General features: G+C 73.1%; 12 protein-coding genes. 7 read left to right on the top strand and 5 right to left on the bottom strand.

Going from position 1 to position 14,837, the window contains the following annotated elements:
• Positions 1-1,170 precede the first annotated feature (1,170 nt).
• Positions 1,171-1,389, bottom strand: coding sequence for a cold-shock protein (locus ACRX5S_RS12915; RefSeq protein WP_436773026.1), 219 nt, complete (start codon positions 1,387-1,389; stop codon positions 1,171-1,173).
• A gap of 1,221 nt (positions 1,390-2,610) precedes the next feature.
• Positions 2,611-3,309, bottom strand: a complete 699-nt coding sequence (gene cofC / locus ACRX5S_RS12910) for a 2-phospho-L-lactate guanylyltransferase (protein ID WP_436773025.1) — start codon at positions 3,307-3,309, stop codon at positions 2,611-2,613.
• A 403-nt stretch (positions 3,310-3,712) separates the two neighbouring features.
• On the opposite strand from cofC, the gene ACRX5S_RS12905 reads away from it, so the two are divergent.
• The 3 genes from ACRX5S_RS12905 (at position 3,713) to ACRX5S_RS12895 (ending at position 6,960) form a co-directional block, all read left to right on the top strand.
• Positions 3,713-4,675 carry a lysophospholipid acyltransferase family protein gene (locus ACRX5S_RS12905; RefSeq protein ID WP_436773024.1) on the top strand — a complete coding sequence of 321 codons (963 nt, stop codon included), beginning with the start codon at positions 3,713-3,715 and terminating at the stop codon, positions 4,673-4,675.
• The gene (locus tag ACRX5S_RS12900) at positions 4,672-5,685 is read left to right on the top strand and encodes an NAD(P)H-dependent glycerol-3-phosphate dehydrogenase (RefSeq protein ID WP_436773023.1); all 1,014 of its coding nucleotides are present in this window, start codon (positions 4,672-4,674) and stop codon (positions 5,683-5,685) included. Before ACRX5S_RS12905 ends, ACRX5S_RS12900 begins: the two co-directional genes overlap by 4 nt.
• A 102-nt stretch (positions 5,686-5,787) precedes the next feature.
• Positions 5,788-6,960, top strand: a complete 1,173-nt coding sequence (locus ACRX5S_RS12895; RefSeq protein ID WP_436773022.1) for a D-alanine--D-alanine ligase family protein — start codon at positions 5,788-5,790, stop codon at positions 6,958-6,960.
• 101 nt (positions 6,961-7,061) lie between these two features.
• Here ACRX5S_RS12895 and ACRX5S_RS12890 read toward each other — a convergent pair whose 3' ends face one another.
• Positions 7,062-7,724, bottom strand: coding sequence for a DUF3515 domain-containing protein (locus ACRX5S_RS12890; protein ID WP_436773021.1), 663 nt, complete (start codon positions 7,722-7,724; stop codon positions 7,062-7,064).
• Between the two features lie 89 nt (positions 7,725-7,813).
• The gene (locus ACRX5S_RS12885; RefSeq protein ID WP_436773020.1) at positions 7,814-8,050 is read right to left on the bottom strand and encodes an Lrp/AsnC family transcriptional regulator; all 237 of its coding nucleotides are present in this window, start codon (positions 8,048-8,050) and stop codon (positions 7,814-7,816) included.
• Between the two features lie 274 nt (positions 8,051-8,324).
• Here ACRX5S_RS12885 and ACRX5S_RS12880 point away from each other — a divergent pair, with 274 nt between their 5' ends.
• Together ACRX5S_RS12880 and thiD are read left to right on the top strand one after the other, a co-directional pair.
• Complete coding sequence (locus ACRX5S_RS12880) at positions 8,325-9,275, top strand: thiamine-phosphate kinase (protein WP_436773019.1); 951 nt, start codon at positions 8,325-8,327, stop codon at positions 9,273-9,275.
• Between the two features lie 43 nt (positions 9,276-9,318).
• The gene (gene thiD, locus ACRX5S_RS12875; RefSeq protein WP_436773018.1) at positions 9,319-10,113 is read left to right on the top strand and encodes a bifunctional hydroxymethylpyrimidine kinase/phosphomethylpyrimidine kinase; all 795 of its coding nucleotides are present in this window, start codon (positions 9,319-9,321) and stop codon (positions 10,111-10,113) included.
• Positions 10,114-10,258: 145 nt separating this feature from the next.
• Here the strand turns inward: thiD and rpmB are convergent, their stop codons facing one another.
• The gene (gene rpmB / locus ACRX5S_RS12870) at positions 10,259-10,444 is read right to left on the bottom strand and encodes a 50S ribosomal protein L28 (RefSeq protein WP_231778291.1); all 186 of its coding nucleotides are present in this window, start codon (positions 10,442-10,444) and stop codon (positions 10,259-10,261) included.
• A 261-nt stretch (positions 10,445-10,705) separates the two neighbouring features.
• On the opposite strand from rpmB, the gene ACRX5S_RS12865 reads away from it, so the two are divergent.
• Together ACRX5S_RS12865 and recG are read left to right on the top strand one after the other, a co-directional pair.
• A complete protein-coding gene (locus ACRX5S_RS12865; protein WP_436773017.1) occupies positions 10,706-12,382 on the top strand; it encodes a DAK2 domain-containing protein in 1,677 nt (558 codons plus the stop codon).
• Between the two features lie 144 nt (positions 12,383-12,526).
• Positions 12,527-14,785 (top strand): ATP-dependent DNA helicase RecG, encoded by a 2,259-nt coding sequence (gene recG / locus ACRX5S_RS12860; protein ID WP_436773016.1) that lies wholly within the window; start codon positions 12,527-12,529, stop codon positions 14,783-14,785.
• Positions 14,786-14,837: the final 52 nt, after the last annotated feature.

Below are 14,837 nucleotides of genomic sequence, written 5' to 3'. Positions count from 1 at the left end.
CCCCCCCCCCCCCCCCCCCCCCCCCCCCCCCCCCCCCCCCCCCCCCCCCCCCCCCCCCCCCCCCCCCCCCCCCCCCCCCCCCCCCCCCCCCCCCCCCGCGTCCGGAACCCCGGATTCCGGACGCGGGTCGGCCGGGGGCCCGACGGGGCAGGGCCGTTCGGGTCGGAGGGCCCCTGCGGCACGGGAATCGGCCTTGCCGCGCCGGGGCCGTTCGGGTGCAAGCAGCCCCGCGCACAAGGCGACTTCGCCGTCCGGGGGCGGTGCGTGCGGCTGGGGCTGTGTGGTTCGGTACGGCGCCATCGGCGGTGCGTCCGGGCACGTGACGGGGGTGCCGGGTGCCGCCGGGCCGTGACTTCGGGCCCGTCGCGGTCGTTGCAGCGGATGCGGGGAGGATTCTGCCCTCGGCGGCCTTGGGTCGCACGCGGGGTCGTCGGCGCGGGTTGCCGGGGCTCCCGCGGGTCTTGCGGGCTTGCGGGGCTTGCCACTTCGTCGGTGGACGCGGTGCTGCGGGCCGGTGCGGTCTGGTTGCGGACCGCAGTTGCCCTGCCACGGAAGCGAGTTGGTGGGACGTTCGGGTTCCGCCGTGTCGGGGGGCCGGATGGCTGACGGCGATGCGGTGCGCAGTTGCCGGGTCACAGCCCGGAGTTGGGGCGTTGGGCCGGAACGCGCGAGGACCGCACTTGCGTGCAGGTGCCTTGATTCGCACGCATGTTCGCTGGTCCGGACGGCACCCCCCGCATCCATGCACAGGCGTACGCAAGGCCGTTGGCCATTCGGGCGCGACATGCGTCCGGTCGGATCAGCCCGCCACCCTTATGCCGCAGGGCCGTTCGGGCAGGACACCAATCCACGCAAGGCAGCCGCGCCGTCCTCCCGTCGCTCCGGTTGCGGCGCTGCGATCCTTGTGCAGTGGGGCTGTTGGGGCTGCTGATCCGTTCCCGATCGGAGGTGGCACGCCTCGGGCTCACCGCCACCGACGGCCTTCGGGTCCTGTGGGGCAGGCGAGTTGGAGGTCACCTCGTTGGGCCATCGGGGTGGCGGTGACTGTCCGGGAGGATGAATACCAGGCGTTTCGGGGGCACTTCGTGAAGCGGGTGCGGCGTCCGGGGCGGGATTGCTTAGGCCGTACGGGTGTTCGTGCCGGTGCGCGTGCGCACTCGTGCGCGGTGCTCACATGTGCGGATCGGACAGCGTCGCGATCGTCAGGAATACCGCCGCCCTCTCGGCCCCTTCGCCTTCGACCTTGAGCCGCACCCGCTGGCCGGGCCGCAGCAGCCGCAGGCCCGACGCGTCGAAGGCGGAGGCGGGGTAGGGGAGCGAGGTGCCGTCGTCGAGCAGCACGGTGCCCGAGCGGGTGGCGGCGTCGAATGTGTGCACGGTTCCCTGCATGGCTTGAGGGTACGGCCCACCGGGATTCGAGCCCGCCCGGTTCTCGCCCGCGTCGCTGTACGCCCCGCTGAGACCGCGAAGTGCGCCGCGGGCGCCCCGAGGGTGCCGGAGGCCGTGCACGGGCGTCTCGCGGGCGGCTGTGCGCCTTCTCGGCCGTGGTGGCTTGAACGCATCGGGTGCGCCGGCCGCGCGGGGCGGGCACCGCCCTGGGCGGCCCCCCTCGCCAACTGCCGTCGGTGACCCGTTCTCGGCAACTGGCGTCAGCGACGCCCTCAGTCCCCGCCTTGCGCGACCGCCCTCAGTCCCCGCCTTGCGCGACCGCCCTCAGTCCCCGCCTTGCGCGACCGCCCTCAGTCCCCGCCTTGCGCGACCGCCCTCAGTCCCCGCCTTGCGCGACCGCCCTCAGTCCCCGCCTTGCGCGACCGCCCTCAGTCCCCGCCTTGCGCGACCGCCCTCAGTCCCCGCCTTGCGCGACCGCCCTCAGTCCCCGCCTTGCGCGACCGCCCTCAGTCCCCGCCTTGCGCGACCGCCCTCAGTCCCCGCCTTGCGCGACCGCCCTCAGTCCCCGCCTTGCGCGACCGCCCTCAGTCCCCGCCTTGCGCGACCGCCCTCAGTCCCCGCCTTGCGCGACCGCCCTCAGTCCCCGCCTTGCGCGACCGCCCTCAGTCCCCGCCTTGCGCGACCGCCCTCAGTCCCCGCCTTGCGCGACCGCCCTCAGTCCCCGCCTTGCGCGACCGCCCTCAGTCCCCGCCTTGCGCGACCGCCCTCAGTCCCCGCCTTGCGCGACCGCCCTCAGTCCCCGCCTTGCGCGACCGCCCTCAGTCCCCGCCTTGCGCGACCGCCCTCAGTCCCCGCCTTGCGCGACCGCCCTCAGTCCCCGCCTTGCGCGACCGCCCTCAGTCCCCGCCTTGCGCGACCGCCCTCAGTCCCCGCCTTGCGCGACCGCCCTCAGTCCCCGCCTTGCGCGACCGCCCTCAGTCCCCGCCTTGCGCGACCGCCCTCAGTCCCCGCCTTGCGCGACCGCCCTCAGTCCCCGCCTTGCGCGACCGCCCTCAGTCCCCGCCTTGCGCGACCGCCCTCAGTCCCCGCCTTGCGCGACCGCCTTCGGTCTCGCGTTGCGCGACCGCCCTCGGGTCCCGTCTTCTGCGACTGGCCTCAGGCTCCGCTTCTGCGACCGCCCTCAGGCCGCGCCTTTGCTCGACCGCCGTCAGCAGCCCGCCCTCAGCAGCCCGCCGTCAGCAGCGGCAGCACCGCCCACGTACGCGGCCCGACGCCGAGTTCGACCGCGCGGGCCAGGTCCTCCGCGGTGTCGACGTCGCGGCGTACCGAATCCACGTCCGGCGGCGTGAGTTCGTGGGCTCCCGAGGCGCGGTGCCGGGCTCGGGAGGCGCCGCCGAAGGCCGGGGCCAGCGGGACACCGGGCGCGGCGGCCAGCAAGGTGGTGCCGATTCCGGCCGCGTCCGGCAGGAACGAGCGGTGGTGCGCGCTCGCTTGGCCCAGCACGCGGTCCAACTCCGCGGAACGCAGCGCGGGCAAGTCGGCCGACAGTGCCGCGGTCCCGGTCCCCGGCCACCGCCGGGCGGCGAGCGCGCCGCCGTGCGCGAGCGCGGCGTTGAGTCCGCCGCCCACATCGGCGACCGTCTCCGCGCCCTGCGCGCGGACGGCTTCCGCGACCAACGCGTCGTCGGTGACGACCAGCACCCCGTCGACGTGTGCGCAGGCGAGTGCCGCGCGTACCGTGTCCGCCGCGAACGCCAGCGCGAGTTCGCCGCGGTGCTCGCCGGTCGCCGGGGCGAGCCGGCTCTTGGCCAGCGGCAGGGGTTTCACCGGCACCACGAGGCGCCAGCGGCGCGCGGTCGGCGGGACGACCGGAAGACCGGGGCGTACCGCGAGACCAGGGGTCACCCGGGGTTCGCGCATCCGTCCTCCCTGCATCGTGTCGATTCCGCACTGCCCGCTCGGTCGATCTTGCGCGTTCGCGGTCGGTTGCCGTCAATAGCGTTCGCCGGAGTGCCGGCGCCGCGCTTCACCGGCCGCGTTTCGCGCCTTCCGCGCGCGGTCCGGCCGCGGTGTCGGTCCGGACGCTCGTTCGAGGCCGCCAAATACCCGGGTCCGGAGTCTGCCGGTGCAGTGGACGTGCGCCTTTCTCGACATCGCGACGATTCTCACGGGAAACTACGGGCGTCGGCCGGCGCTCGGGGGGTTGCGCCCGGGTGCGATCACACCATGGTGTTCCCTTGTACATAATCGGCATCCGCTCGGCCGGGTCGCCCTTTGTGTGAGCAGGGACACGGCGCAACACGACTCAGGAGGCTCGCTACTGATGGCCCGCAGAAGGATCGGCTTCTGGTACCGCGTCGTGGTCGTGGTGGTCAAACCCCTGCTCGTGGTGTTCACCAAGCGCGACTGGCGCGGGATGGAGCACATCCCGGCGGAAGGCGGCTTCGTCACCGCGGTCAACCACATCAGTTATGTCGACCCGCTGACTTATGCGCATTTCCAGTACGAGTCGGGCCGCGAGGCGCACTTCCTGGCCAAGTCCTCGCTGTTCAAGATCCCGGTGGTCGGACGCATCATCAAGGGCGCCGGGCAGATCCCGGTCTACCGCGACTCCGCGGACGCCGCGCTGGCCTTCCGCGCCGCCGTGGAGGCCGTGGAACGGGGTGACTGCGTCGCGGTCTACCCCGAGGGCACCATCACGCGCGACAAGGCGATGTGGCCGATGACCGGCAAGACCGGAGCCGCGCGCATCGCGCTGACCACCGGCGCGCCGGTGATCCCGGTCGCGCAGTGGGGCGCGCAGGAGCTGCTGGCGCCGTACGCCAAGCGCCCGCGCCTCTTCCCGCGCAAGACCATGAAGGTGCTCGCCGGACCGGCCGTCGACCTCGACGAGTTCCGCGGGCGCGAGCTCACCGCGGATGTCCTGCGGGGCGCCACGGACCGCATCATGGACGCCGTGACCGAACTGCTCGCCAAACTGCGCGACGAACCCGCCCCGCCGCGCGACAACCGGCGCAAGCCCAAGAACGCACCCGCGACGGACGCGGATCCGGCGGCTGCGGCCTCCGACCACGCCGACGCGCCCGCCGACACCGGCACTTCCGCCGCCGCAGGTGAAGCCGTCGACAGCGGCGCCGACGCGCCCGCCGACGCGGCTGCCGACACCGGCACCGACGCGCCGGTCGACGCCGCCTCCGACACCACCCTCGACACCGCCAAGCCCGTCACCAGCCCCGACACCGCCAAGCCCGCCACTCCCCGCCCCGCCGAGGACGGCGCCGCATGACGCGCTGTGCGGTGTTCGGCGCCGGTTCGTGGGGCACGGCCTTCGCGATGATCCTCGCCGACGCGGGATGCGACGTGACGCTGTGGGCGCGGCGCGCCGAGGTCGCCGACGCGATCAACAAGGACCACCACAACCCCGGCTACTTCCCCGGGGTCCGTCTCCCCGAGAACGTCACCGCGACCGTCGACCCCGCAAAGGCCGCGGCGGACGCCGACTTCGTGGTGTTGTCCGTACCGTCGCAGTCGCTGCGCGGGAACCTCACCGCATGGGCCCCGCTGCTGCCGCCCGAGGCGGTGCTCGTGAGCCTCATGAAGGGCATCGAACTCGGCACCGCCAAGCGCATGAGCGAGGTCATCGGCGAGGTCGCCGAAGTCGGGCAGGACCGCGTCGCAGTCGTCAGCGGGCCCAACCTGGCCGCCGAGATCGCCCGCCGTCTCCCGGCGGCCAGCGTGGTCGCGTGTGCGGACGAGGACGTCGCCCGCAGGCTCCAGGCCGCGTGCATCACGCCGTACTTCCGCCCGTACACGAACACCGACGTGGTCGGCTGCGAACTCGGCGGCACCGTCAAGAACGTCATCGGCCTCGCCGCGGGCGCCGCCGACGGACTGGACCTGGGCGACAACGCCAAGGCCTCGCTCATCACCCGCGGCCTGGCCGAGACGATGCGCCTCGGTGCCGCGATGGGCGCCGACCAGCACACGTTCGCCGGACTCGCGGGGCTCGGCGACCTGGTGGCCACCTGCTCGTCCACGCTCTCGCGCAACCACACCTTCGGCATGAACCTCGGCCGCGGCATGACCCTCGAAGAGGCCACCGCCGCCGCGAGCCAGACCACCGAGGGCGTCAAGTCGTGTGTCGCGGTGCAGGAACTCGCGCGCCGGCACGGCGTCGAGATGCCGATCGTGGACACCGTGGTCGCGATGGTCAAGGACGGCAAGTCCCCGCGCCTGGCGGTCAAGGAGCTGATGTCGCGCAGCGCCAAGCCGGAGCGGTACGACGTCCACGGCTGACGCGCCCGCCGAAGCCGGCAGCCGACATCCGCGACCGAAGGCCGACCTCCGCGAGGTGCCTCCCAGCGCTCGCACACATGTGGCAGTAGGGTTCTGCCCACCATGAACGACGTCACCTCCGCTTCCGGCACCCCTGGCACCACCGGCACCCCCGCAGCCGCCGGCACGCGTCCGCGCGTCGCCGTCGTGTTCGGCGGACGCAGCTCCGAGCACGCCATCTCCTGCGTCACCGCGGGCAGCGTGCTGGCCGCCATCGACCGCGAGAAGTACGACGTGCTCCCGCTCGGCATCACGCAGGACGGACGCTGGGCCCTGGTCGCGGACGCCGCCGAGCGCCTCGCGATCGGCAACTCCGGGCGGCTGCCCGACGTCACCGACGTCGCGGAGCCCGGCGGTTCCGTCGTGCTGGCCGCCGACCCGACGCAGCGCGAACTCGCGCTGATCGAGACCGGCCAGGTCACCGACGTGCTCGGCGGCGTGGACGTGGTCTTCCCGCTGCTGCACGGGGCGTACGGCGAGGACGGCACCATCCAGGGCCTGCTGGAGCTGGCCGGGGTGCCGTACGTCGGCTCCGGCGTGCTGGCCAGTTCGGTCAGCATGGACAAGGAGTACATGAAGCGGGTCTTCGAGGGCTTCGGCCTGCCCGTCGGCCCGTACACGACGATCCGCCCGCGCGACTGGGAGCGCGACCCCGCCGCGGTGCGCAAGGCCGTCGAGGCCCTCGGCTTCCCGGTGTTCGTCAAGCCCGCGCGCGCCGGTTCCAGCATGGGCATCAGCAAGGTGCACGACCTCGACGCCCTTGACGAGGCGATCGAGACCGCGCGCAAGCACGACCCCAAAGTCATCGTCGAGGGCATGCTGACCGGCCGAGAGATCGAGTGCGGCGTGCTGGAGACGCGGGACGGCGCAATCGCCAGCGTGCCCGCCGAGATCCGGGTGCGCGGCGACCACGAGTTCTACGACTTCGAGGCCAAGTACCTCGACGACGTGACCGAGACCGATGTCCCGGCCGACCTCACGGACGAGCAGACGCGCGAGGTACAGCGCATGGCGGTGGCCGCGTTCGACGCCCTCAGTTGCGAAGGGCTCGCGCGCGTCGACTTCTTCCTGCTGGACGGTGGCGGCGTGGTCATCAACGAGGTCAACACCATGCCGGGCTTCACGCCCGTGTCGATGTACCCGCAGATGTGGAAGGCGAGCGGGGTCGAGTACCCGGAGCTGGTCGACCGCCTGATCAGCGCCGCACTGGAACGCCCGAACTCCCTTCTGCGCTGAGGGAGTTCACGGCGCAGGACGACCGGGCGCCGCGACCGGGGGTCGCCGACACGCCGCGACCGGGGCCGCGGCGGTACGCCCGTCCCGAAGCGGCCGAGGCGTCAGCCCTCGCCCATGGTGGCCGGGACGGTCTGCTTCACCGGCTCCGCCAGGGCCGTCAGCGGGCCGGTCGGCTGGCCGTACTTCGCGGGCACGGTCACCTCGATGTTCACCTCGCGGTGCAGCGTGGTGAAGCGCACGCCCTTGCCCTCGCCGAGGAACGTGAACGTCCAGTTGACGCCGTTGACCCCGGCGGCGTTCTGCTCGGGGTCGTAGCGCGGGTCGTCCGGACGCAGCGACACCGGCGTCGGCACCCCGCAGCGCAGCACGATCGCCGGGTCGCCCCACGCGGCGATCAGGTCGGAGTCCGGGACGGTCTTGCGCGTCCCGGCGTCCAGCACCTTGTCGGGGAGCCGGTGTTGCAGGTCGCGGCAGACACGGTCGATGTCCGCGCGGACCTCGGATGGGGGCTGCGGGAGCTTGACCTTGACCGGGTCCGGGTCGCCGTCGAGCAGGGTGATCGCCGTCAGTACCAGGCCGCCGGCGACCACGGCGCCCGGCAGGACGTACTTGAACAGCCGGGCGCGCGGGTCGCGGCCTACCGGCTCGGGCCCGGTCGAAGCCGACTCGGGCGCGGCGGGCCCGGGCGGAGCCGGGGTGGCGGTTTCGGCGGGGGAATCGGGCGCCTCGGGCGCCTCTGCGGCGGGCGCGTCGCGGTCGGTCACGTGCCGATCCTAGGCACCGCGCCTCGGCGTCCGCGCACGGGGGATGCGGCACCGGTGGCGACCACCGGTGCCGACACGCACACACGCGGTCAGCCGAGGTTCACCACCGGACAGGTCAGGGTGCGCGTGATGCCTTCGACGCGCTGCACCTGCGCGACGACCAGGCGCCCGAGTTCGTCGACGTTGGAGGCCTCCGCGCGCACGATCACGTCGTACGGCCCCGTCACGTCCTCGGCCGCGGTGATGCCCGGCAGCCCCGCGATCTGCCGGGCCACCGCCGCCGCCCGACCGACCTCGGTCTGGATCAGGATGTATGCCTGTACCACCACGGCCTCCCGGCACGCCAGGATTGAGGGGATCCGCGCGGCCCCCGGAAGGGGACCCGCCACCGCGCCGCGCGATTGGGCGCGGCCGGATGCAACCATTGTCGACCGCGTGGCCCCGGGCGACCATGTCGCGATCGGACTTCGGGGGAAGTTTGTGCAAACTTTCGATGAGTCGCGAGCGCCGCCCGCCCGCGCATTTGAGCACTTCAGCGACCAGATCACGACATCACCGGACCGGCGACCGGACGGCACTCGACAGGACGGGACACCACCCATGAGCGGGACGTTGGGCGACCTCGGCGAGTTCGGCCTCATCGGCGCGCTCACCGAGCGGGTCCCCACCGGCAGACACGTGCCCCTGGGCCCCGGCGACGACGCCGCCGTGGTCGCCGCACCGGACGGGCGCGTCGTGGCCACCACCGACCTGCTGGTCGAGGGGCGGCACTTCCGGCGCGACTGGTCGACCGCGTACGACGTGGGCCGCAAGGCCGCCGCGCAGAACCTCGCCGACATCGCGGCCATGGGGGCGGTCCCGACCGCACTGCTCGTCGGCCTCGTCGGCCCGGCCGAACTCCCGGTGGCCTGGGCGCTCGAACTGTACGACGGACTCCGCGACGAATGCGCGGTCGTGGACACCGGCGTGGCGGGCGGCGACGTCGTCCGCGGAGCCTCCGTCATGATCTCGATCACCGCCCTCGGCGACCTCCAGGGCCGCGCCCCCGTGACGCGCGGGGGCGCCCCCGCCGGGGACATCGTGGCCGTCGCCGGATGGCTCGGCTGGTCCGCAGCCGGTCTCGCGATCCTCAGCCACGGCCACCGCAACCCGCGCGCTTTCGTCGAGGCGCACCGGCGGCCGGAACCGCCCTACGAGGCGGGCCCCGCAGCGGCCCGCATGGGGGCGACCGCGATGCTGGACGTCAGCGACGGCCTGGTCGCCGACCTCGGCCACCTCGCGCGCGCCTCGGCGGTGCACGTGGACCTGCGCGCCGACCTGCTCGACCTCCCGGCGCAAATGCGCGACGTGGCCCGGGCCCTGGGGGCGGACCCGCTGCACTGGGTGCTCACCGGGGGAGAGGACCACGCCCTCGTCGCGACGTTCCCCGCCGGAACCGCGCTGACCGCGCGCTGGCGCGTCATCGGGCAGGTGCTCGCGGGCGGGCCGGGGGTCACGGTCGACGGCGAGGAGTGGTCCGGCGGGGGCGGTTGGGACCATTTCGGCGGCTGAGGCCGGGGCGGAAGGCCCCGGGTCGGTCGATAGGCTGACAAGCATGGTGCAGACACCCGCCCGCGTGCTCACGATCGCGGGGTCCGACTCCGGCGGCGGCGCCGGCATCCAGGCCGACCTCAAGACGATGCTCGCCCTCGGCGTGCACGGCATGAGCGTCATCGCCGCCGTCACGGCGCAGAACTCGCTCGGGGTCCAGGGCTATTGGGAGTTGCCCGCGGAGGCGGTGCGCGCGCAATACCGCAGCGTCGTGGACGACATCGGCGTACAGGCGGTCAAGACCGGCATGCTCGCGTCGCCTGTGCTCGTCGAGACCGTCGCAGAACTCCTGGCCGACCAGCAGGCCGCAGTTGTCGTCGACCCCGTGTCGGTGTCCAAGCACGGCGATGCGCTGCTGGCCGAGGAGGCGTTGGACGCGGTGCGCGGCAAACTGCTGCCGACCGCAACTGTCGTCACACCCAATCTGTTCGAGGTCCAGCAGCTCACCGGGCTTGAGGTGCGCGAAGAGGCCGACATGCGCAAGGCGGCCGACGCGGTGCTGGCGTACGGCCCCAAGTGGGTGCTGGTCAAGGGCGGGCACCTGAAGGGCGAGGCTGCCGACCTGCTGTTCGACGGCTCGCACGAATTCTGGTTCCGCAGCGGCCGCTTCGACAACCGGCACACGCACGGGACGGGGTGCACGCTGGCCAGCGCGATCGCGTCGTACCTGGCGCTCGGCCGCGACGTGCCGAGCGCGGTCGGTGCCGCGAAGGAGTACGTGACGGGCGCGATCCGCGAGGGCTTCCCGCTGGGGGCGGGGATCGGCCCGGTGGACCACGGCTGGCGGTTCCGCGGCTGAACGCGGGCGGTCCGCCGCGTCGGTGCGGTTGCCGCGGTCATCGGGCGCCGCGTTGCCGCGGCGGGCCGACATCATGTCCTTGTGTGCGGGAACAGCAAACGGCCGGACCGCCTTGCGGTGGTCCGGCCGTCCGGTTCAGCTCAGGTCAGCGGGTAACCTTGCCCGCCTTGATGCACGAGGTGCAAGCGTTCAGGCGCTTCGGCGTGCCGCCCTGCACCGTGCGGACCGTCTGGATGTTCGGGTTCCAGCGACGGCGGGTGCGGCGGTGCGAGTGCGAGATGTTGTTGCCGAAACCCGGCCCCTTGCCGCAGACGTCGCAGTTGGCAGCCACGGGAGACACTCCAAAGACGATTAAGGATTGCGCGTACGTTCACGTGCCTGACAGGTGCCGGGCAACCGAGGAAGAGTAACCGACGAGAGGCTGGGGATGCCAATCCGCCTACAGGACCCGAATGGGTGGCAACGGACATCCGACTAAACTCGTCACGCTTCGCCGCCAGCTTATCGCATGGTTGTCGGCACTCTCCCCGGCCCCTGGGCAGATACGCTGCATCAGCAACGACGGGCGGGGCGCATCGAGGAGAACGGCGAGGTGGGCGTGCTGGGAGAGCTGGACGCTCCGGCGGTGCGCCGCTGGTGCCGGGCCGGGCTACAGCAGCTGGGGCGCGCGCGCGAGGAGATCGACGCGCTCAACGTCTACCCGGTCCCGGACGGCGACACCGGGACGAACCTCTTCCTCACCCTCGAAGCCGGCATGACCGAGGTCGAGGCCCTGTTCAACCGCGAGAGCCGCGACAACTGCGACGCGGCCCACGATAGCGACGACCCCGGCCTCCCCGGCACCATTCGCGCCCTCGCCCACGGCGCCCTCATGGGCGCCCGCGGCAACTCCGGCGTCATCCTCAGCCAGCTCCTGCGCGGCATGGCCGACCAGATCGAGGCCGAGTACCGCGACGCCCTGGCCGAGGGCACCGCGCGCGAGAGCGGCCCCGTCCTGCGCCGCGCGCTGCGACGGGCCGCGGAAGAGGCGTATGTGGCCGTCGCCCGCCCGGTCGAGGGCACCATGCTGACCGTGGCCCGCGCCGCGGCCGCCGGGTGCGAGGCCGCCGACGACGACCTGACCGCGGTCGTACGCGGGGCCGCCTCCGCCGCCCGCGACGCCCTCGCACGCACCCCCGAGCAATTGGACGTCCTGCGCCGCGCCGGCGTCGTCGACGCGGGCGGACGCGGCCTGTGCGTGCTGTTCGACGCGCTGGTGGCCGTGGTCACCGGCGAGCGGCCGACCGCCCCGCGCACGCACGTGCCGGTCCCCAGGGTCGTCGAGCCGGAGGTGCGCTGCGCCGAGGGCCCGCAGGCACCGTCCTTCGAGGTCATCTACCTCCTGGACGCCCCCGACGACGCGATCCCCGCGCTGCGCGACCGCCTCGACGGCCTCGGGGACTCGCTCGTCGTGGTCGGCGGCGAGGGCCTGTGGAACGTCCATGTGCACGTCGACGACGCGGGCGCGGCCGTCGAGGCGGGGGTCGAGGCGGGCCGCCCGCACCGCATCCGGATCACCCACCTGGCGGTCTCCGACGCCGTACCGCACGAGGGTGCGCTCGTCGCCGCCGGCCGCGCCATCGTCGCGGTCGTCCACGGCGACGGCCTGGCCGCCTTGTTCACCGAGGCCGGTGCCCATGTCGTCGAGGCCGGTCCGGGACGCGCGCCCTCGACGGGTGCCCTGGTCGAGGCCCTGCGCGCCACCGGCGCCCGCGAGGTGGTCCTGCTGCCGAACGACCCGGACGGCCACGCGGTGGCGGGGGTCGCGGCCGAGCAGGCGCACGCGTACGGCATCCGCGTCCAAGTGGTCCCCACCAAGGCCGCGGTGCAGGGCATCGCCGCGCTCGCGGTGCACGAACCCGGACGCCGCTTCGACCAGGACGTCGTCGGCATGACCTCGGCGGCCGGCGCGACGCGGTACGGCGCGCTCACCACCGCGACGCGCGAGGCGTGGACGATGGCCGGGGTGTGCCAGGCGGGCGACGTCCTCGGCATCATCGACGGCGACATCGCGGTCATCGGCCAGGACCTCGCCGAGACCGGCAAGACCGTGCTCGACCGCATGCTCGCGGGCGGCGGCGAGCTGGTCACCCTGGTCACCGGCGCGCAGATCGACACCCGCCTCGCCGACCAGCTCGTCACCGCGATGCGCGCGGGACGCCCCGAGGTCGACGCGGTCGTCTACAGCGGCGGCCAGTCCGTCTACCCGCTGCTGATCGGGGTGGAGTAGCCCGCCGCGCTGCCGCGCCCGGGGGAATGACCGTGCTTGTCCGCCCCGGCGGGTAACGTCGCGAGGGCCGCTAGTGCGGTGAAGGTTTGTGGCCACCGCACTAGGCACACCGTCGCCGGCCAGCCAGGGAGAACGTACGTCGTCATGTCCCGCCTCGATGAACCGCTGGCCAAACTGGTCGGGGACCGGACCGCGAAGGTGCTGGCCAAGTCCCTCGCCCTCGACACCGTGGGCGACCTGCTGCGCCACTATCCCCGCCGCTACGCCGAGCGCGGCCGCCTGACCGACCTCTCCCGCCTGGAGGTCGACGAGCACATCACGGTCATGGCCGAGATCGCCAAGGTGACCGCCCGCCAGTTCCGCAACCGCCGCGGCAACCTCCTCGAAGTGGTGGTCACCGACGGCCGCGGCAACCTCAAGCTGACCTTCTTCAACCAGGCCTGGCGGGAGCGCGAACTGCGCCCCGGCATGCGCGGCCTGTTCGCCGGCAAGGTCGCGCGCTTCCGCGACGAACTGCAACTCAACCAGCCCGACTACCAGTTGATGGACCAGGACGACGAGGACGACTCCGGCGCCGCACAGATGTTCGCGGGCGCCCTGATCCCCGTCTACCCGGCCGCCGCGGCGATGCCGTCCTGGAAGCTGGCCCAGTGCGTACGCGTCGCCCTCGACACCCTCGGCGAGGTCGGCGACCCGCTCCCCGCCGAACTCCTCACCCGCCGCGGCATGCCCGGCCTCCGCCAGGCCCTCCAGTGGATCCACCTGCCCTCCACCTGGCCCGAGGTCAACGCCGCCCGCGACCGCCTCAAGTGGGACGAGGCCTTCGTCCTCCAAATCGCCCTCGCCCAACGCCGCCTGGCCGCCCAGTCCCAAACGGCCGTACCCCGCGAGGCCCGCTCCGACGGCCTCCTCACCGCCTTCGACGCCCAACTCCCCTTCACCCTCACCGAAGGCCAGGTCAAAGTAGGCACTGAGATCGCCGCCGACCTGGCCGCCGAACACCCCATGCACCGCCTCCTCCAAGGAGAGGTCGGCTCCGGCAAGACGATAATCGCTTTGCGGGCGATGTTGACGGTTGTCGACGCCGGGGGACAGGCGGCGATGTTGGCGCCTACTGAGGTGTTGGCGCAGCAGCATCATCGGTCCATCGTGGAGATGTTGGGGGCGCTGGCCGAGGGGCCGGGGATGTTGGGTGGGTCCGAGGTGGGCACGAAGGTGTCGCTGCTGACCGGGTCGATGGGGGTGCCGGCGCGGCGTGCGGCGCTGCTGGACCTGGTGACCGGCGAGGCGGGGATCGTGATCGGCACGCACGCCTTGATCGAGGACAAGGTGAAGTTCCACGACCTGGGCCTTGTCGTCGTCGACGAGCAGCACCGGTTCGGAGTCGAGCAGCGCGACGCGTTGCGCGGCAAGGCGGAGCGGCCGCCGCATCTGCTGGTCATGACGGCGACGCCGATCCCGCGCACGGTGGCGATGACGGTGTTCGGCGACCTGGAGACGTCCGTCCTGGACCAACTGCCGTCCGGGCGCTCGCCGATCGCGACGCATGTGGTGCCCGCCAAGGAGAAGCCGAAGTTCCTGGACCGGGCGTGGGAGCGCGTACGCGAGGAGGTCGCCAAGGGGCACCAGGCGTATGTGGTGTGCCCGCGGATCGGCGACGAGGAGGACGCGCCCAAGGCCAAGAAGAAGGCGAAGGGGAAGAAAACCGTCGAGGAGGACTTGCCGCCGGAGGCCTATCTCGACGATCCGGACGACATGGGGGCGGACTCCGACGACGGCGGCGAGAAGCGGCCGCCGCTGGCCGTGCTGGATGTCGCCGCCGGGCTGGAGAGCGGGCCGCTCAAGGGGCTCCGCGTCGGCGTACTGCACGGGCGTATGACGCCGGACGCGAAGGACGACGTGATGCGTCGCTTCACGGCCGGTGAACTGGACGTGCTGGTCGCGACGACGGTGATCGAGGTCGGGGTCAACGTCCCGAACGCCACGGTCATGGTGATCATGGACTCCGAACGGTTCGGCGTCTCGCAGCTGCACCAGCTCCGTGGGCGCGTCGGGCGCGGCAGCGCGCCGGGGCTGTGCCTGCTGGTGAGCGACATGCCCTCGGGTACGGCGGCCCGCGAGCGCCTGGACGCGGTGGCCGCGACCCTCGACGGGTTCGAACTGTCCCGCATCGACCTCGAACAGCGCCGCGAGGGCGACGTGCTCGGCGAGGCGCAGTCCGGCAGCCGCTCGTCCCTGCGCATGCTGGCCGTGGTCCGCGACGAGGACGTCATCGTGGCCGCGCGCGACGAGGCGTCCGAAATCGTGGCCCGCGACCCGGAGTTGGCCGAGCACCCGGAGCTGCGCAGCGCGCTGGCCAGTCTGCTGGACGAGGACCGCGCGGAGTACCTGGACAAGGGCTGAACGGCACACCGCCGGGGCACACCTCGCCGCGCGCGTGATCGCAGCAGTCCCG

The organism is Yinghuangia sp. YIM S09857, assembly GCF_051388915.1.
Lineage (GTDB): Bacteria > Actinomycetota > Actinomycetes > Streptomycetales > Streptomycetaceae > Yinghuangia.
This window is presented reverse-complemented; position numbering and strand designations above follow the sequence as displayed.

Excerpts from the sequence above, each read along its gene's own strand:
- recG (WP_436773016.1), top strand. The coding sequence starts at position 12,527 with ATGTCCCGCCTCGATGAACCGCTGGCCAAACTGGTCGGGGACCGGACC.
- ACRX5S_RS12895 (WP_436773022.1), top strand. The coding sequence starts at position 5,788 with ATGAACGACGTCACCTCCGCTTCCGGCACCCCTGGCACCACCGGCACC.
- ACRX5S_RS12900 (WP_436773023.1), top strand. The coding sequence starts at position 4,672 with ATGACGCGCTGTGCGGTGTTCGGCGCCGGTTCGTGGGGCACGGCCTTC.
- cofC (WP_436773025.1), bottom strand. The coding sequence starts at position 3,309 with ATGCGCGAACCCCGGGTGACCCCTGGTCTCGCGGTACGCCCCGGTCTT.
- ACRX5S_RS12905 (WP_436773024.1), top strand. The coding sequence starts at position 3,713 with ATGGCCCGCAGAAGGATCGGCTTCTGGTACCGCGTCGTGGTCGTGGTG.
- thiD (WP_436773018.1), top strand. The coding sequence starts at position 9,319 with ATGGTGCAGACACCCGCCCGCGTGCTCACGATCGCGGGGTCCGACTCC.
- ACRX5S_RS12880 (WP_436773019.1), top strand. The coding sequence starts at position 8,325 with ATGAGCGGGACGTTGGGCGACCTCGGCGAGTTCGGCCTCATCGGCGCG.
- ACRX5S_RS12915 (WP_436773026.1), bottom strand. The coding sequence starts at position 1,389 with ATGCAGGGAACCGTGCACACATTCGACGCCGCCACCCGCTCGGGCACC.